This window comes from Paenarthrobacter sp. CAP02 (assembly GCF_040137855.1).
Taxonomy (GTDB): Bacteria; Actinomycetota; Actinomycetes; order Actinomycetales; family Micrococcaceae; genus Arthrobacter.
The window spans coordinates 375,062-392,233 of sequence record NZ_JBEEII010000004.1; the positions used below are offsets into that span (position 1 = coordinate 375,062).

Annotated in this window: 15 protein-coding genes; 12 read left to right on the forward strand and 3 right to left on the reverse strand. The window is 64.3% G+C overall.

The window, feature by feature from the left end:
- The first annotated feature begins 148 nt into the window (after positions 1-148).
- Both ABHM97_RS09665 and ABHM97_RS09670 read left to right on the forward strand, forming a co-directional pair.
- Positions 149-1,927, forward strand: coding sequence for a dynamin family protein (locus tag ABHM97_RS09665; protein ID WP_502921280.1), 1,779 nt, complete (start codon positions 149-151; stop codon positions 1,925-1,927).
- Positions 1,924-3,543, forward strand: a complete 1,620-nt coding sequence (locus ABHM97_RS09670; protein WP_349470505.1) for a GTPase — start codon at positions 1,924-1,926, stop codon at positions 3,541-3,543. The genes ABHM97_RS09665 and ABHM97_RS09670 overlap by 4 nt, the downstream gene beginning before the upstream one ends.
- Here the strand turns inward: ABHM97_RS09670 and ABHM97_RS09675 are convergent.
- Both ABHM97_RS09675 and ABHM97_RS09680 read right to left on the reverse strand, forming a co-directional pair.
- The gene (locus ABHM97_RS09675; RefSeq protein ID WP_349470506.1) at positions 3,540-4,076 is read right to left on the reverse strand and encodes a DUF1697 domain-containing protein; all 537 of its coding nucleotides are present in this window, start codon (positions 4,074-4,076) and stop codon (positions 3,540-3,542) included. The genes ABHM97_RS09670 and ABHM97_RS09675 overlap by 4 nt on opposite strands.
- Positions 4,077-4,130: 54 nt before the next feature.
- Positions 4,131-4,850, reverse strand: a complete 720-nt coding sequence (locus ABHM97_RS09680) for an IclR family transcriptional regulator (protein ID WP_014922101.1) — start codon at positions 4,848-4,850, stop codon at positions 4,131-4,133.
- A 114-nt stretch (positions 4,851-4,964) separates the two neighbouring features.
- Here ABHM97_RS09680 and leuC point away from each other — a divergent pair, with 114 nt between their 5' ends.
- The 6 genes from leuC (at position 4,965) to ABHM97_RS09710 (ending at position 11,553) form a co-directional block, all read left to right on the forward strand.
- Positions 4,965-6,416, forward strand: coding sequence for a 3-isopropylmalate dehydratase large subunit (leuC, locus tag ABHM97_RS09685; protein WP_235521522.1), 1,452 nt, complete (start codon positions 4,965-4,967; stop codon positions 6,414-6,416).
- A 9-nt stretch (positions 6,417-6,425) separates the two neighbouring features.
- Positions 6,426-7,028 (forward strand): 3-isopropylmalate dehydratase small subunit, encoded by a 603-nt coding sequence (gene leuD, locus ABHM97_RS09690; protein WP_235521521.1) that lies wholly within the window; start codon positions 6,426-6,428, stop codon positions 7,026-7,028.
- A 229-nt stretch (positions 7,029-7,257) separates the two neighbouring features.
- Positions 7,258-8,583, forward strand: a complete 1,326-nt coding sequence (murA, locus tag ABHM97_RS09695) for a UDP-N-acetylglucosamine 1-carboxyvinyltransferase (protein ID WP_235521520.1) — start codon at positions 7,258-7,260, stop codon at positions 8,581-8,583.
- An 11-nt stretch (positions 8,584-8,594) separates the two neighbouring features.
- The gene (locus ABHM97_RS09700) at positions 8,595-9,368 is read left to right on the forward strand and encodes a lysophospholipid acyltransferase family protein (protein ID WP_349470507.1); all 774 of its coding nucleotides are present in this window, start codon (positions 8,595-8,597) and stop codon (positions 9,366-9,368) included.
- Positions 9,365-10,417: an NAD(P)H-dependent glycerol-3-phosphate dehydrogenase gene (locus tag ABHM97_RS09705; protein WP_257369071.1), complete on the forward strand. Its 1,053-nt coding sequence runs from the start codon at positions 9,365-9,367 to the stop codon at positions 10,415-10,417. The genes ABHM97_RS09700 and ABHM97_RS09705 overlap by 4 nt, the downstream gene beginning before the upstream one ends.
- The gene (locus ABHM97_RS09710; RefSeq protein WP_235521517.1) at positions 10,417-11,553 is read left to right on the forward strand and encodes a D-alanine--D-alanine ligase family protein; all 1,137 of its coding nucleotides are present in this window, start codon (positions 10,417-10,419) and stop codon (positions 11,551-11,553) included. The genes ABHM97_RS09705 and ABHM97_RS09710 overlap by 1 nt, the downstream gene beginning before the upstream one ends.
- A gap of 42 nt (positions 11,554-11,595) precedes the next feature.
- On the opposite strand, the gene ABHM97_RS09715 is transcribed toward ABHM97_RS09710, so the two are convergent.
- Complete coding sequence (locus ABHM97_RS09715; RefSeq protein ID WP_235521516.1) at positions 11,596-12,105, reverse strand: DUF3515 domain-containing protein; 510 nt, start codon at positions 12,103-12,105, stop codon at positions 11,596-11,598.
- A 121-nt stretch (positions 12,106-12,226) separates the two neighbouring features.
- Here ABHM97_RS09715 and thiL point away from each other — a divergent pair, with 121 nt between their 5' ends.
- The 4 genes from thiL to rsmD are packed head-to-tail and all read left to right on the forward strand — an operon-like array spanning position 12,227 to position 17,160.
- On the forward strand, positions 12,227-13,240 hold the full coding sequence (gene thiL, locus ABHM97_RS09720; protein WP_349470508.1) for a thiamine-phosphate kinase: 1,014 nt from the start codon (positions 12,227-12,229) through the stop codon (positions 13,238-13,240).
- 22 nt (positions 13,241-13,262) lie between these two features.
- Positions 13,263-14,309 (forward strand): DAK2 domain-containing protein, encoded by a 1,047-nt coding sequence (locus ABHM97_RS09725; RefSeq protein ID WP_349470509.1) that lies wholly within the window; start codon positions 13,263-13,265, stop codon positions 14,307-14,309.
- Positions 14,299-16,554, forward strand: a complete 2,256-nt coding sequence (locus tag ABHM97_RS09730; protein WP_349470539.1) for an ATP-dependent DNA helicase RecG — start codon at positions 14,299-14,301, stop codon at positions 16,552-16,554. Before ABHM97_RS09725 ends, ABHM97_RS09730 begins: the two co-directional genes overlap by 11 nt.
- Before the next feature lie 39 nt (positions 16,555-16,593).
- Positions 16,594-17,160, forward strand: coding sequence for a 16S rRNA (guanine(966)-N(2))-methyltransferase RsmD (gene rsmD, locus ABHM97_RS09735; RefSeq protein ID WP_235521513.1), 567 nt, complete (start codon positions 16,594-16,596; stop codon positions 17,158-17,160).
- The last annotated feature ends 12 nt before the right edge of the window (positions 17,161-17,172 follow it).

A 17,172-nucleotide genomic window follows, 5' to 3' on the forward strand; every position in this document is an offset into this window, starting at 1 on the left:
TAACCCGCTTCCGGCGGTAACGCGGGTTCGAATCCCGCTGGGGTCACAGTCGAATCCCCCGGAACTTCACGGTTCCGGGGGATTTCTTTTTGCCCGGGCGCCTGCCCCGAGCGTTCTATAGTGATCGGGCTGGCATGATGACGCTGTGATCGCAAACCAAGACCCATCAGCATCCGGGGCCAGTCCAGTTCCCAGGGGAGCGGCGGCCGCCGTCGAAACCCTGGAAGCCGCACGCGCCGAACTCGCGGCCACCACCTTGCCGCTGGCGGTGCCTGAGGCGCAGGAAGCCCGCCAGTGGATCCGTGAGTCGCTGGCCCAGCTCGACGATTACGTCATTCCCCGATACCGGAGCCTGGACGCACCGCTGCTGGCCGTCGTCGGCGGTTCAACCGGAGCCGGTAAATCCACCTTGGTCAACGCGCTGGTCGGCTTTCCGGTGACGCGCGCCGGGGCCATCCGGCCCACGACGCGCCAGCCCATCCTGTTGCACCACCCGCAGGACGCCGAGTGGTTCGAAGGGAACCGCATCCTGCCAAACCTGCACCGGATCCGCGGCACGGTGTCGGCAAACCCTGTGCCGGCCAACCAAGCAGGAGCTGCCCCTGACGCCCAGGCGATCACGTCGCTGGTACTGGTGGGCCATGACAACGTGCCCCAAGGCATTGCACTGCTGGACGCGCCCGACGTCGACTCCATCTCCGATGACAACCGCAGGCTGGCCGGGCAGCTCCTGGCCGCTGCGGACCTTTGGGTGTTTGTCACCACCGCAAACCGATACGCCGACGCCGTCCCCTGGCGTCTGCTTCTGGATGCGGCTTCACGGGACATCACCGTCGCTGTGGTGCTGGACCGGGTACCGGCCGCCGCCGAGGATGAGGTGAGGGCCGATCTGCAGGCGATGCTTGACCGGCAGGGCCTTGGCGAAGCGAAGCTCTTCGTGGTTCCGGAGAGCGAGCTGGACGCGCTTGGCATGCTGCCCCACGAGGCGGTGGTCCCGTTGCGTCAATGGCTGGGCGCCTTGGCTGCCAACGCAGCAGGACGTGCTGACGTCGCCCGCCGCACACTCAACGGAGCCGTCAAGGCGGTGAGTACCCGCCTGAACGGCATAGCCGGCGCAGCGGCAGCGCAGGACACCGCGGCGCACGAGCTGGAGGAAAGTTGCGTGGAGGAATATGAGCTGGCACTTTCGCGCATTCTCGCCGCTACCAAAGACGGAGCGCTCCTGCGGGGTGAAGTCCTGGCACGCTGGCAGGACTTTGTGGGCACGGGTGAGTTCTTCCGGACCCTCGAACAAAACATAGGTCGCATGCGCGACCGCATGGGGGCCTTCTTCCGGGGCGAACCCGCCCCCGCCGTGAAGGTGGAGACGGCCATCGAAACCGGGCTGCAGGCAGTGATCCTGGACGAGGCTGCTAACGCCGCGGAGAACGTGGACCGGCGATGGCGTTCGGATCCCGCGGGGCGCCAGCTGCTGGGCCCCGATGACCTGTCCGGCACCAGCGAAGGATTCGATGCAAGGTCCGCCGCCGCCATCCGCTCGTGGCAGGAAGGCCTCATGGAGATGATCCGGACGCAGGGACAGGGCAAGCGGACCCAGGCGCGTTGGCTGTCTTTCGGCATCAACGGGCTGGGTGCCGCGCTCATGGTGGTGGTGTTCTCGATGACCGCCGGATTGACAGGCCTTGAGATCGGGATCGCGGGTGGAACGGCAGTAGTGGGGCAGAAACTCTTGGAAGCTGTGTTTGGGGAGGACGCGGTCAGGCGCTTGGCGCAACAGGCCAGGGAAGACCTGCACACACAATGTCAACGGCTCCTGGACGATGAAAAGCAACGCTTCCTGGGCCGCCTTGAAGCAGCGCATCCACGTTCCGGCAACGACCTCGCCCGGCACGCCACCGCACTTCGCCGCCTGGCGGAAGCCGCATGAGCCGCCACAGCCAGGTCCGTGAATCCTCCCGCCTGCAGCGCAGGCTTGAATCGCTCAACGAAGCCCGGGAACTTGCCGAAGGAGTACTTCCTGACGGTGAGCTCCAATCGGTGTACGACGTCCTGGAGCGGGCAGCGTCCCGGCGTTCGTTATCAGCAGGACACACGGTGGTGGGCTTTTTTGGTGCCACGGGCAGCGGCAAATCCTCGTTGTTCAACGCAGTCTCCGGCAGTGAGCTGGCGACAGCGACGGCGCGGCGACCCACCACTTCAGAGCCTTTGGCAGGGGTTTGGGGAGAAGAGGGCAGCGGACCACTCCTGGACTGGTTGGACGTCAAGGAGCGCCACACTCTGCCACCGGTGGCCGGGCTTGCGGACGAAGATACAGGCCTGGTCCTCCTCGACCTGCCGGACTTCGACTCCACCCGCGCAGAGAACAGGGAGATCGCCCAGCGCATGGTGGGCATGGTGGACGTTCTGGTGTGGGTCCTTGATCCCCAGAAGTATGCAGACGCGGCGGTCCATAATGATTTCCTGAGGCCCATGGCCTCCCATGGCGCCGTCACGCTGGTGGTCCTGAACCAGGTGGACAGACTCAGCCCCACGGACGCCTCCGCCGTCCTGCAGTCCTTGGAAGGCATCCTGGCCCGCGATGGCCTGGGTAAGGTGCGCGTGCTCAGTGCCTCCGCACTGACGGGCGACGGCGTAGCGGCCGTCCGCGATGCGATCAGGAACGTCGTGGTCCAGCGGGAGGCAACGACACAGCGCCTCGCAGCCGATGTAGCCAATGCGGCCACGGAACTGGCCAGAGCCTCCGGAGAGGGCGAAGCGCGCGGGATCAAGGCAAATGCCAAGGCGCGGCTCGCGTCGGAGTTGGCTGCCGCAGCAAACGTGCCCGTTGTGGTGAACGCGGTCCAGCGCTCGTTCATGAGGGAGTCGGCCCGGAGGACAGGGTGGCCCGTGACGCGGTGGCTGCTGCGCTTCCGACCGGACCCCTTGCGCCGGCTGAACCTGGGCCGGGGTGATACTAAGCCGGAGCTGAGCCGGACCTCCCTGCCTCCGGCAGGCGCGCCCGAGCGGGCGCGGACGGATGCCGCTGTCCGGGACTTCGTGGATGACGCCTCCACAGGTGCTCCGGGACCGTGGCGCGCCGCTATCCGCGCTGTCGCCAGGGACGGCCGCGAACAACTGCCCGATGCCCTGGACCAGGCCATCGCCGGAACCGACCTGAAGACCACCAAGAGGCCCGTGTGGTGGGCGCTGTTCAACTCCCTTCAATGGTTGGCATTTGTGGTGGCGGTGGGTGGACTTGGCTGGCTCGGAGTCCTGGCCGCGCTGGGTTATTTCCAGATGCCGGTGCCGGACGTCCCGCGAACGGAGGGCTGGCCGTGGCCCACTTTGATGGTTGCCGGGGGAGTGGCGTTAGGAATCCTCTTGGCGATTGTTGGCCGCTTCCTGGGTCGCTGGGCAGCTAAGTTACGGGCTTCCGGAGCTGCGAAAAGGTTGAAGGTGTCCGTGGCCGCAGTGGCCGAGAAGCGGATCGTTGAGCCCGTCGAGGTGGAGATGACACGCCTGAAGGCCTTTAACGCGGCGTTGAAGGATGCCCGTTCGACCTAGAGTGCTGCCGCCGCGTCCCTGACTTTGATCAGGGTCCGCAGGTTCCGGGTGGTGGTGCTGGCTTTAAAGCGCGCTTTCGAAGAGAGCTTGCTGAAAGGGCTGTCCAGCGTGCCGCCCGCGGGCGCCAACCAGGCGGACGCTTCGGGGCCGAGCCGTACTTGTTCAACGCCGTCCAGTGCCTGGCCTGCGTCGAAAAGTTCGTCGAGCATGGCGGTATCGGATGCCAGTGTCACATAACTGTGGGTGGACTTGTCGTCGGCAGGGTAGGGACAAGCCTCGACGAGTTCGGCAACCCGCTCGGCGGAGAGAACCACCACCCAGGCGTCGTAGGCGAAGGCATCCCTGAGGCACTTCTCGAATTGGTCCTTGACATCCTTGGCGCTGAGTTCGGTTTGCAGCACGACGTTTCCGCTGGCCAGTAACGTCTTGACCTTGGTGAACGGGTAGTCCTGGAGCGCATTCTTGAGGTCGGCCATTTTGATGTTGATCCCGCCGACGTTGATGCCCCGGAGGAATATCGCGTAGTTGTTCATGCCGGGCTCCCGTCCGGAGGGGTGGATGCTGGAACAGCGTAGAGCAGTGGGGGACTAGTCGTTGTTCTTCCGCAGTGCTTCGGTCAGGACACGGGCAGCGTTACAGACCACTTCGGCGTGCAGGCGGCCCGGTTGGCGGGTGAGGCGCTCAATGGGACCCGAGATGGAGACGGCCGCGATCACCCTTCCGGAAGGCCCACGGACGGGGGCCGAAACCGAGGCGACCCCAGGTTCGCGTTCGCCGAGGCTCTGACCCCAGCCCCGGCGTCGTACTCCTGCCAGGACGGTGGGCGTAAAGCGGGCATTTTGCAGCCCCTCCAGCAGGCGGTCGTGATCTTCCCATGCCAGGAGTACCTGGGCGGCGGAGCCGGCCTTCATGGACAACTGGGTACCAACGGGAATGGTGTCGCGCAGGCCGATGGGGCGTTCCGCGGAAGCCACGCAAACGCGCCAGTCGCCCTGCCGGCGGAAGATCTGGGCACTTTCGCCGGTGGCATCGCGAAGCTGGATGAGGACGGGGCCCGCCGAAGCGATCAGCCGGTCTTCTCCGGCAGCGGATGCCAACTCCACGAGCCTGCTGCCGAGGACGAACCGGCCCTGGATGTCGCGGCTCACCAAACGGTGGTGAACCAGCGCCAAAGCCAGCCGGTGAACCGTGGGCCGGGCGAGGCCCGTGGCAGCTACAAGTTGCGCGAGCGTCGTTGGTCCGGCCTCGAGGGCATCGAGGACCTGGGCCGCTTTATCAATGACACCGACTCCACTAGAATTGTCCATGTAATGATATTGCCGTCTCAATATCTGAGATGCAAGTTGTTTCGCTGGCCTATCTTGCAGCGGTGCTGCTTCAGTGGTCTAGGAACAACCAAACCGCAGTGAAGGGAGCAGGCCGTGGGAAAGACACTGGCCGAGAAAGTCTGGGATGCGCACATCGTGCGCAAAGGTGAGGGCGAAGGAGCCAATGCCCAGCCCGACCTTCTCTTCATCGACCTGCACCTCGTTCACGAAGTGACGTCTCCGCAGGCCTTCGAAGGCCTGCGCCTGGCGGGCAGGAAGCTGCGCCGCGTGGACCTCACTATTGCCACGGAGGACCATAACACTCCAACGTTGGACATCGACAAGCCGATCGCCGACCTGACTAGCCGCACCCAGATTGAAACGCTGCGTGCCAACTGCAAGGAATTCGGCGTCCGCCTGCACTCCCTGGGTGACAAAGAGCAGGGCATCGTCCACGTGGTCGGTCCGCAGTTGGGCCTCACACAGCCCGGCATGACAGTGGTCTGCGGCGACTCGCACACCTCCACGCACGGCGCCTTTGGTGCGCTGGCCATGGGCATCGGCACGTCCGAGGTTGAGCACGTCATGGCCACCCAGACGTTGTCGCTCAAGCCGTTCAAAACCATGGCCATCAACGTTGAGGGAACCCTGCGCCCCGGCGTCACAGCCAAGGACATCATCCTGGCTGTGATCGCCAAGATCGGCACAGGCGGCGGACAGGGCTACGTCCTGGAATACCGCGGCTCGGCCATCCGGTCCCTGTCCATGGATGCGCGCATGACCATCTGCAACATGTCCATCGAAGCTGGTGCACGTGCGGGCATGGTGGCCCCGGACCAGACCACCTACGACTACATGCAGGGTCGCCCCCACGCGCCCGAAGGTGCTGACTGGGATGCCGCCGTCGAGTACTGGAACACGCTGCACACGGACGCTGACGCGACCTTCGACGTCGAAGTCGATTTGGACGCCGACACCCTGGAACCGTTCGTGACCTGGGGTACCAACCCCGGCCAGGGCGTTTCGCTCTCCGCCAAGGTTCCTTCCCCGGAGGACTTTGGCGATGAGAACGCAAAGGCTGCCGCCGAACGCGCCCTGCAGTACATGGGCCTCGAAGCAGGCACGCCCATGAAGGACATCCGCGTGGACACCGTCTTCCTGGGCTCCTGCACGAACTCCCGCATTGAAGACCTTCGTATCGCCGCGGACATCATTCGCGGCCGGGCCAAAGACCCCAACGTCCGCATGCTGGTCGTCCCGGGATCCGCACGGGTCCGCCTGGAAGCCGAAGCTGAGGGCCTGGACAAGGTCTTCAAGGAATTCGGAGCAGAATGGCGCTTCGCCGGTTGCTCCATGTGCCTGGGCATGAACCCGGACCAGCTGGAGCCGGGGGAGCGTTGCGCGTCCACGTCCAACCGGAACTTTGAAGGCCGCCAGGGCAAGGGCGGGCGCACGCACCTGGTCTCGCCCGTGGTGGCAGCAGCCACAGCCGTCCGGGGAACACTGAGCTCGCCGTCGGACCTCGAGTCCGTTTCCGCGGGCACACTGACCGGAACCGCAGTCTAGGAGGATCCCATGGAAGCATTCACAACCCACACAGGCATTGGTGTACCGCTGCGACAGAGCAACGTTGACACCGACCAGATCATCCCTGCGGTCTACCTCAAGCGCATCACGCGGACCGGCTTCGAAGACGCCCTGTTCGCTGCCTGGCGCAAGGACGAGTCCTTCATCCTCAACCAGGCGCCGTTCAATGCCGGTTCCGTACTGGTGGCCGGGCCTGACTTCGGCACGGGGTCATCCCGTGAGCACGCAGTCTGGGCCCTGAAGGACTACGGCTTCAAGGCCGTGCTCTCCTCGAGGTTCGCCGATATTTTCCGCGGTAACTCCGGGAAGCAAGGCCTGCTGGCAGCCCAGGTTGCCCAGGACGACATCGAGCTGATCTGGAAGGTCCTGGAGAACCAGCCCGGCACCGAGGTTAAGGTGGACCTTGTCAGCAAGACGGTGGAGTGCGGCAACGTCGTAGCTCCGTTTGAGATCGACGACTACACCCGCTGGCGCCTCCTGGAAGGCCTGGATGACATCGGGCTGACCCTCCAGCACGAGGAAGACATCACGGCATACGAAGCAACGCGGCCGTCGTTCAAACCCAAGACGCTGCCGGCGAAGGTTCAGTAGCCATACTGATGGCGCCGGAATTGCGCTGAGAGAGGACCGTCGGAGCCCTATTTGGGGGCCCGGGGGTCCTTTTTCGTGGGCCAATGACCGCCTTGTCACTGGACTTCGGCGCGACGGCAATCCTTGTATCGCCGGGTGCGTCCATTTCGGTTCGGTAACGCGAGCTTCTATGCTTAGCTGGAGCCTTTGTAAGTTTGGGGGGCGAGTAGTCGTGAGGAAACCGGTATAGATGAGTAGTGTTCTGACAATCCGCGGTGGCGTCCCGTTAACCGGGCGAGTGACCGTTCGCGGTGCCAAGAACCTGGTGCCCAAAGCCATGGTGGCGGCGTTGCTGGGCAGTGAACCATCGGTGCTGAGGAACGTGCCGGAAATCAAGGATGTAGAGGTTGTCACCAGCCTGCTGCAGCTCCACGGCGTGACTGTCGTGAAGGACCCCGTGACGGGTGACCTGACGCTGGATCCCCAGGGCGCTAAAACTGCTTCAAGTACCGCTATTGACGCACACGCGGGCGACTCTCGGATTCCCATCCTTTTGTGTGGGCCGTTGATCCATGCCATCGGCGAGGCCTTCATTCCTGATCTCGGCGGATGCAAAATCGGCGACAGGCCGATCGATTACCACCTGAATGTGCTCCGCCAGTTCGGCGCAGTGGTGGAAAAGCGTCCGGGCGGGATCCACATTTCTGCTCCCCATGGCCTGCATGGCGCCAAGATTTCCCTGCCGTACCCGTCTGTGGGAGCCACCGAGCAGGTACTGCTCAGTGCTACCCGGGCCGAGGGCATCACCGAACTCATCGGGGCGGCGACGGAACCGGAGATCATTGACCTCATCGCGGTGCTGCAGAAAATGGGCGCGATCATCAGCGTCCAGACGGACCGCACTATCCGCATCGAAGGCGTCAAGGACCTTGGGGGCTACAACCACCGCGCGCTCCCGGACCGCAACGAATCCGCTTCCTGGGCTTCTGCTGCGCTGGTTACCCGTGGCGACATTTTCGTCGAGGGCGCTTCCCAACGCGACATGATGACCTTCCTGAACACCTACCGCAAGGTCGGTGGCGGCATGGACATCGGCGACGACGGCATCCGCTTCTACCACCCGGGCGGCAAGCTCACCCCGCTGGTCCTGGAAACCGACGTTCACCCCGGCTTCATGACTGACTGGCAGCAGCCCCTCGTGGTTGCGCTGACCCAGGCCGAAGGCGTTTCGATCGTCCACGAGACCGTTTACGAGAACCGTTTCGGGTTCACCGAAGCCCTGGCCCGGATGGGTGCGAACATCCAGGTACACCGCGAATGCCTGGGCAGCGTCCCCTGCCGCTTCGGACAGCGGAACTTCCTGCACTCGGCTGTCATCTCCGGACCCACTCCCTTGCGGGGAACGGACATCGACATCCCGGACCTGCGCGGCGGTTTCAGCCACCTCATCGCAGCCCTGGCTGCGACGGGCACCTCCAAGGTGACCGGGATTGACATCATCAACCGCGGATACGAGCGCTTCACCGAGAAACTGGCTGGCTTGGGCGCCGATTTCGACATCACTACCACCAAGTAGCGGGAGATCCTGTGAAGGAATCGGCCAAGAGCCGTGCCACGTTCATCTTGCTGGCGGGCCTGGCGCGCCCCTTGATGAACATCCTGATGAACAAGAAATGGGAGGGGCTGGAGAAACTGCCGCAGGGCGGTTTCATCGCGGTACCCAACCATTGCACCGAGATCGATCCCATCGTCGTAGGGCATATGGTCTACAACCAGAAGCGGCCGCCGCACTTCCTGGCGAAGGCCGGGTTGTTCAAAGTCCCGGTTTTGGGTGCACTGCTCCAGGCCACCAAACAGATCCCGGTTGAACGCTCGACGGCGGGTGCCAACCGCTCGCTGCAGGTCGCCAAGGAGGTGGTGGACGCCGGTGGCGCCATCATCATCTATCCCGAGGGAACACTGACCCGTGACCCGGACCTGTGGCCCATGAAGGGGCACACTGGTGCTGCCAGGCTGGCGCTGCAGACCGGGGCCCCCGTGGTGCCGATAGCCCACTGGGGTGCCCATGAAGTCTTTCCCAGGTACGCAAAGCGTTTCCACGTCTTCCCGCGCAAGACTGCGCGGGTGCTCGTGGGAGAACCCGTGGACTTGAGCGCCTTCGCAGACCGGCCGCTGGATCGGGCCACGCTGTCCGAGGCCACGGACGTCATCATGGATGCCATCACCACGCTCCTTGAAACACTTCGGGGCGAGACTGCTCCCAAGGAACGGTGGGACCCCGCGATGCACAAGCAGTCCAAGCACGGCCGCTTTGTCGAACGTGGATCCACGGGCACTCCGGAAGCGGAGGACGGCGAATGACCCTCGTGGAGAGCCCTGCCGGGATTCCGGAGACCATCGCTGTCCTGGGGGCAGGATCATGGGGGACCACCTTCGCCAAGATCCTGGCTGACGCGGCTGCCGCGTCCGGTGACACACGCAGCATCCGGATCTGGGGGCGGCGCGCAGAGGTCGTGGCTGAGATCAACTCGCTTCACCGTAACGGGCAGTACCTCAAGGACATCGAACTGCCTGCGTCCATTACGGCTTCCACCGACGTCGCCGAAGTGCTGAAGGACGCAACGCTGGTGGTCCTGGCCGTCCCCGCGCAGTCCCTGCGACCGCAACTGGGGGAGTGGAAAGCCCTCCTGGCACCCGACGCCGTGGTGGTGTCCCTGATGAAGGGCCTGGAACTGGGCACGGATGCGCGCATGAGTGAAGTCATTGCGCAGGAACTGGGGCTCCCCGATTCACGGGTAGCCGTGGTGTCCGGACCAAACCTGGCCATGGAAATCGCCAGGGAGCAGCCCACCGCCTCAGTTGTTGCCTGCAGCGACAACGAAACAGCGGCTGCCATTGCGCTTTGTTGCACCGCGCCGTATTTCCGCCCGTACACCAGCACCGATGTGGTTGGTGTGGAGATCGGCGGAATCGTCAAGAACGTCATTGCCCTGGCGGTGGGTATTTGCGAGGGACGCCAGATGGGGGACAACACCAAGGCATCGGTCATCACCCGTGGGCTGGCGGAGACCTCCCGTCTTGCCCTGGCTTTGGGTGGAGAGGCCCTGACCATGGCCGGGCTTGCCGGTCTCGGTGACCTCGTGGCTACCTGCTCGTCGGCGCTTTCCCGTAACCACACTGCCGGCCGGCTGCTCGGCGAAGGGCTCAGCCTGGAACAAGTGGCAGAACAGATGACCCAGACTGCCGAGGGCATCAAATCAGGCCCGGCCGTCCACGAGCTCGCCGGCAAATTGAATGTCGAAATGCCCATCACGGCAGCCGTTGTGGCTGTGCTTGAAGGCAGAATGTCCGTTGATGACCTGGGGCCGCGACTGCTGGCCCGGGCGCTGAAGTCCGAAGGCGACTACTGATGGTGACTGAAGATTCCACTCCTGCTACACACCGCCCCCGGGTCGCGATCCTCTTTGGTGGGCGCTCAAGTGAGCATGCGGTCAGCTGCGTCACGGCGGCCGGTGTCATGGGTGCCATCGACAGGGAAAAGTATGAGGTCATTCCCATCGGTATCGCGAAGTCGGGACAATGGGTCCTGGCGTCAGGCGACACCAGCCAATGGTCGTTGAGCTCGGCAGCGCTTCCCGAGGTGACGCCGTCGGGCCGGACTGTGACCCTGGCGGAGGTCGGCGGCGAACACCAGCTGATCGTCACCGAGCCCAATGCGGTTCCCCAGGAGCTGGGTTCGGTCGACGTCGTCTTCCCGCTGCTGCACGGGCCGTGGGGCGAGGACGGAACTGTCCAGGGTCTCCTTGAATTGTCCGATACACGCTACGTTGGCGCCGGTGTACTGGCCTCCGCGGTGGGCATGGACAAACACTTCATGAAGGTGGTTTTCGAAGCCGCCGGATTGACCGTGGGGCCGTATGTGGCCGTGACTGACCGTGACTGGCTCACTGATGCGGAGGCTGTCCGGAAGCGCGTCGACAAGTTGGGGTTCCCGGTGTTCGTCAAACCGGCCCGGGCAGGTTCCTCCATGGGCATTTCCAAAGTGGATTCACTGGAGGGGCTCGACGCCGCCATCGAGGAAGCCCGCCGGCACGATCTCAAGCTGGTCATCGAAGCAGGAATCGTTGGCCGGGAGATTGAGTGCGCCGTTCTCCAAGGACGGGGCACCGACGTTCCCCGCACCTCCATGCCCGGCGAAATTGCGGTGGCAGCCGGAGAGCACCAGTTCTACGACTTTGCTGCCAAATATGTGGAGGACGGCGCTGCGGCCCTCAGTTGCCCGGCCGACATGCCGGACGAGGCCATCGCCCGCGTACGGGAGCTGGCCGCCGTCGCTTTCGACGCCGTTGGTGCCGAAGGACTCAGCCGCGTCGACTTTTTCTACACCCCGGCCGGCGAGCTGATCATCAATGAGATCAACACCATGCCGGGCTTCACCCCCAAGAGCATGTACCCGCAAATGTGGGCGGCATCGGGGCTGGGCTATGCCGAACTGATCGATGAACTGATCCAGCTGGCGCTGACCCGCAAGACTGGCCTGCGCTAACTCACGACTGGCCTGCGCTAACTCAGAACTGGCCTGCGCAAACTACTTGCCGGTCGGCAGGTTCTGGAGGTCTTCCTGGCCGACGCACTTGCCGGTTGCCTTGATCTTGCCGACTGCCGCGGTGAGTTCGGTCAGGACCGTGGCGGAGCTGATGTTGGCCGCTTCCAGCTTGACGGGGTCGATCAGGATTTCCGTGGCCGGTTCCCGGCCGAACGTTGTCAAGGTGTAAACGGGGTCGCCTTCCTTGATGACCCAGTCGACGCCGTTGACGCTCACGCAGCGGTCTGTGGTGGGGCCGGGAACATTCACGCCGCACCGGAGGATCACCTGCGACGGGTCACCCCATGCTGCTGTGGCCTGGCTGTTGGTCTTGCGGAGCGCGGCGTCCCCGATCCGGTCCGGGAGGGCCACCATCATCGGGGCACAGGCAGGATTGGCCGCATCCGAAGCTGCCGTGACGTCCACGGCCGGTGAGCAGGCCGTGATGGCGAGGGTGGAAGCAACGGCCAGTGACGCGGACATGGCAGTCCGTCGGAGGGTCTTGTGGTGCATGAATCAAGCCTATCCCGCGTGTGCTGGCCCGCAGATTCGCGTTGTCCGGGTCACAATCCGGGATGACCCATGGAAACGACCCCGACGCTATCCTGTCGGTGGATCGCGATAGCGTAGAGCCGTGCCAGCAGAACAATTGATCGTCCAAGACCTTTCGGAGTCCGAGCTCCTTGCCCGGATCTTTCCGCGCCTGAACCGCAGTCCAGGCATATTGTTGGGGCCCGGGGACGATGCTGCCCTGGTTGCCGCTCCGGATGGCCGCACCTTGATCTCCATCGACACCCAGACCCAGGACCAGGACTTCCGGCTGCAATGGAACAACGGTTACCGGACCACAGGGTTTGATGTCGGGTGGAAAGCGGCCGCCCAGAACCTCAGCGATATCAACGCGATGGGCGGTACGGCTACTTCGCTGGTGGTCAGCGTGACCATGCCCCCGAGCACTCCGGTGGAATGGGTCGAATCCTTTGCCGATGGCCTGACCGCGGCCATCACCGCGTTGGGCCCGAGCGACTGCTCCGTTGCCGGGGGAGACCTTGGCCGTGGCCGCGAGATCGCGGTGACGGTCGCCGTCGTCGGTTCGCTGGACGGTCTTGCACCGGTGGTGCGTTCGGGCGCGAAACCGGGCCACCAACTCGCCGTGGCCGGCACGCTGGGCCGGGCCGCGGCCGGCTGGGCACTCCTTGAAAGCGACGTTCCGCTGGGCAGCCTGGCAGCAGAACTCCGCGCCCTGGTGGACAACCAGTGCCGCCCCCTGCCTCCTCTGGCGGCGGGCCCTGCCGCCGCGCGGGCTGGCGCCTCCGCCATGTTGGATATCTCGGACGGCCTTTTACGCGACGGCAACCGGCTCGCCTCGGCCAGCGGGGTAATCCTGGACTTCGACCCCACGGCCCTGAAGGCGTACGCGGTACCCTTGGAGCCGGCAGCAACACTTCTGGGCGCCGATGCCATGTCCTGGGTCCTGGGTGGCGGGGAGGACCACGGCCTCCTGGCTACGTTCCCAGCTGGAATTCAGCTACCGGAGGGCTTCACTGCGATAGGCTCGGTTCAAGCCGTTGTCGAGCCGCCAGGCAGCGGTATCCGGATTGCCGGGCACGCCGCTGACACCGTTGGATGGGATCACTTTGCAGACTAAGATCGCCGCGAATGCGCACGCCATGAAACGCTGGCTCGGCAAAGCGGAAGTAGTCCTGGGGAACCATAGTGACCGCCTCAACGCGATCAACATCTTTCCTGTAGCCGACGGCGATACCGGCACCAACCTTTACCTCACGGTCCGGGCGGCTGTCACAGCGCTGGGTGGCACCACGCCGGATTCCACCGAAACGGGCAACGACGTGGGAGCGGTTCTTTCCCGGGCCGGCCAGGCTGCCATGGAACAGGCACGCGGCAACTCCGGTACGCTCTTCGCCGTCTTCCTCTGCGCAGCAGCTGAGCCCCTGAACGGCAAGTCACGTTTGAGCGCGCCGCTACTCGCAACTGCCTTGAACAGGGCACAAATCAGGGCGTGGTCGGCGTTGAGTGAACCTGTTGCCGGCACCATGCTCTCGGTCCTGGAAGCGGCCGCCAATGCGGCCCAGGCCGTGGAAGCGTCCCAGAACGGTGATGACAGCAACCATGCCTTGGGCCTTTCGCTTGATGCCGTGGTGGATGCCGCCTACCAGGCCGTTGTCCGCACCGAAGACGAACTCGCGCAACTCCACGAAGCCCGCGTGGTCGACGCCGGGGGCGTTGGCATGCTGCTGGTGCTCGACTGCCTCCGCTCGGCTGTCCTCGGCGAAGAGCTCCAGGATGAGCTGTTGGACGGCCTGCACGGCTACAAACTGCAGGATCCCCATATCCATGAGCACATGCCTGCCGACGACGGTGTTGAAGTCATGTGCACCATCAGCCTGTCTCCACTCAACGCGGCCATCCTCCGGCAACGCCTGGACGAAATGGGCGACTCCGTGATCATGAGCCAGGTTGGCGGAGCGCAGGGCCCGGAGGATGACGACGAGCCAGCCGTGGAGCCCAGCTACCGTTGGCGTGTGCATGTGCACGTCCCTGATCCTGAGCCCGCCGTGGCCCTGATCCGTTCGTTGGGGGAACCCACGGACATCGCTGTCAGCCAGCTTGCGGTTCCGTCCGGCGCCGCCCAAGACACCGGTCCCCAGGACAAGGAAGTACCCGGTGACCCGGGCCAGCCACGGCATGAATTCTGAACTCGAACTGCCCCTGGAACGCCGTATCGGCAAGCGGTCCGCTTCGGTCATCGACAAACACCTGGGCCTGAAGACCGTCGGTTCCTTGCTGAACTATTTTCCACGTCGCTACCTGAGCCGCGGTGAGCTGACGCCCATCAGCAACCTTCCCTTGGACGAGGAAGTCACGCTGATTGCCCGGGTACTGTCCAACACCACCCGGCAAATGCGTGCCCGGCGAGGTTCCATTACCGATGTCGTGGTCACCGATGAAGCCGGCGGAACCAGCGTGCCTGGCACCTTGAAGGTCAGTTTCTTCAACGGTTTCAGGGCCAAGTCGGAGCTTCTCGCGGGCCGCCGGGCAATGTTCTCGGGCAAGGTGACCCGCTACGGTGGTGCCCTGGGCCTGACCAACCCTGACTTCCTGCTACTTGACGAGGATCCCGGGGCTGAAGGCTCCATGGACCCCGAAAAGCTCGCCGCGATGCCCATCCCGGTGTATCCGGCCACCGCGAAACTCACCAGCTGGTCCATCCACAAAGTCATCAGCGCCCTCCTGGAGACCATGGACCTGGAGGCGATGAGCGATCCCCTTCCGGAGCGTATCGTTCATCGGGACGGGCACCTCAGTGTTGCCGAGGCATATCGCCTGATCCATTCGCCGGAGACCCCCAAGGACTGGCAGCGGGCACAGGAGCGCTTCCGCTACCAGGAAGCACTTGTCCTGCAGACAGCTTTGGCGCGCCGACGGGCCCAGCTCGCGGCGGAGGAAGCAACGGCCCGGCGGCCGATCAGCGGTGGTTTGCTGGGCAAGTTCGACCAAAACCTGCCGTTTACCCTCACAGCCGGCCAATCCGCCGTCGGAAAGACGCTTGCGGAAGAACTCGCCCGGGACACGCCCATGAACAGGTTGCTGCAGGGTGAGGTGGGATCCGGCAAGACGATCGTTGCCCTCCGCGCGATGCTTCAGGTGGTGGACGCCGGTGGCCAGGCCGCCCTGCTTGCCCCCACTGAGGTGCTGGCCGCCCAGCATTTCCACTCCATCCGGCGGACATTGGGGGAGCTTGCGCGGGACCACGTCTTTGGCGGCGCTGGGATGCTCGGTGGCGATCCCGCTCAGGGTACCGTCCAGGTGACGCTGCTGACGGGCTCCATGCCCACCGCCGCGAAGAAACAGGCCATGCTGGATGCCGCGTCCGGGAATGCAGGCATCGTGATCGGCACGCACGCTTTGCTGAGCGACAAAACGAGCTTCCAGGACCTCGGCTTGATTGTGGTGGATGAGCAGCACCGCTTCGGCGTGGAGCAACGTGATGCCCTGAGGGCAAAGGCACAACGGCCCCCGCACTTGCTGGTCATGACGGCCACGCCTATCCCGCGGACTGTTGCCATGACGGTGTTTGGCGACCTTGAAACGTCCATCCTTGACGAGCTTCCGGCGGGGCGCGCCCCCATTTCAACCCACGTGGTGGGCCTTGCTGAGAACCCCGGCTGGGTGGACCGGATTTGGAAGCGGTCCCGTGAAGAAGTCGAATCGGGCCACCAGGTGTACGTCGTCTGCCCCAAGATCGGATCGGACGACGACGGGGACTTCAGTCCCGGTGAAGCGGAACCAAGTGACGCCGACCTCGCGGACGACGGTGCGTCGCGGGAGCTCGCGTCGGTGACTGCCGTCGTCGAAAGCCTCCTGGATGAGCCGTCCTTGTCCGGAGTTCCGGTGGCACCGCTCCACGGCCGGCAGGACCCGCAGCTCAAGTCCGACACCATGGCCTCGTTCGCGGCCAACCAAACCAAGGTGTTGGTGTCCACCACCGTCATTGAAGTGGGTGTGGACGTCCACAATGCCACCCTCATGGTGATCTTGGACGCGGACCGCTTTGGGATTTCGCAGCTCCACCAGCTGCGTGGGCGGGTGGGCCGCGGAGGACTGCCCGGCACATGCCTGTTGGTGACCACCTTGGAACCAGGTCACCCGAGCCGGCGGCGCCTGGAAGCCGTTGCCTCAACCACTGACGGCTTTGAGCTCTCCCAAGAGGACCTGAAGCTTCGCAGGGAGGGCGACATCCTTGGCGCTTCCCAATCCGGCGGCCGCTCCACACTGAAACTGCTTCGTGTCCTTGACCACGAGGACATTATTGCGCGGGCACGCACTGACGCCCAGGCCCTCGTGTCAGAGGACCCTGTCTTGGGTAACCAGCCGGCCCTCGCTGCGGCGATCGACGACTATTTGAATCCCGAAAAGGAGGCGTTCCTTGAACGCGGTTAAGAGTCCAGGGACGCTTTGTGACCTGAAAGCTACCACCCTATGAGCCGCATCATCGCCGGTGTCGCCGGCGGCAATCCCTTGGCGAGCGTGCCCGGAACAGCGACGCGGCCCACGACGGACCGGGTCAAGGAGGCGCTCTTCTCCCGCTTGGAGTCATTGGCGGTTATTGACGGGTTCCGGGTCCTGGACCTCTACGCCGGTTCGGGTTCGCTGGGAGTTGAGAGCGCCAGCCGAGGCGCCCGCAGTGTTGATTTGGTGGAGTTTGACGCCAAGGCCAGCGATATCTGCCAGCGCAATGCCGACCTGGTGAACCAGGTGCTTGGAGGCAAGAGGGTATCGGTCCACAGGTCAAAGGTGGAATCGTTCCTTGAACGTGCCGGCGAAGCTGATGTGTGGGACCTGGTCTTCCTGGATCCGCCGTACCCGTTGGACGAAGAGGCCCTCAGCGCTGTGCTTGCCAAACTGGCACCGCACCTGGACGAGGCTGCCGTGGTAGTTGTGGAGCGAAGTTCGCGCAGTCCCGAACCCGCGTGGCCGCAGTCCTTGGAATGCTTCGCGGACAAGAAATACGGCGAGACCAAACTGTGGTTCGCGGAGCCGTCCTGAGGCGTGTCCGTG

Coding starts and splice junctions, on each gene's coding strand:
- ABHM97_RS09730 (WP_349470539.1), top strand. CDS start 14,299: ATGAATTCTGAACTCGAACTGCCCCTGGAACGCCGTATCGGCAAGCGG.
- ABHM97_RS09715 (WP_235521516.1), bottom strand. CDS start 12,105: ATGCACCACAAGACCCTCCGACGGACTGCCATGTCCGCGTCACTGGCC.
- ABHM97_RS09705 (WP_257369071.1), top strand. CDS start 9,365: ATGACCCTCGTGGAGAGCCCTGCCGGGATTCCGGAGACCATCGCTGTC.
- ABHM97_RS09680 (WP_014922101.1), bottom strand. CDS start 4,850: ATGGACAATTCTAGTGGAGTCGGTGTCATTGATAAAGCGGCCCAGGTC.
- ABHM97_RS09710 (WP_235521517.1), top strand. CDS start 10,417: ATGGTGACTGAAGATTCCACTCCTGCTACACACCGCCCCCGGGTCGCG.
- murA (WP_235521520.1), top strand. CDS start 7,258: ATGAGTAGTGTTCTGACAATCCGCGGTGGCGTCCCGTTAACCGGGCGA.
- rsmD (WP_235521513.1), top strand. CDS start 16,594: ATGAGCCGCATCATCGCCGGTGTCGCCGGCGGCAATCCCTTGGCGAGC.
- ABHM97_RS09725 (WP_349470509.1), top strand. CDS start 13,263: ATGAAACGCTGGCTCGGCAAAGCGGAAGTAGTCCTGGGGAACCATAGT.
- leuD (WP_235521521.1), top strand. CDS start 6,426: ATGGAAGCATTCACAACCCACACAGGCATTGGTGTACCGCTGCGACAG.
- ABHM97_RS09670 (WP_349470505.1), top strand. CDS start 1,924: ATGAGCCGCCACAGCCAGGTCCGTGAATCCTCCCGCCTGCAGCGCAGG.
- ABHM97_RS09675 (WP_349470506.1), bottom strand. CDS start 4,076: ATGAACAACTACGCGATATTCCTCCGGGGCATCAACGTCGGCGGGATC.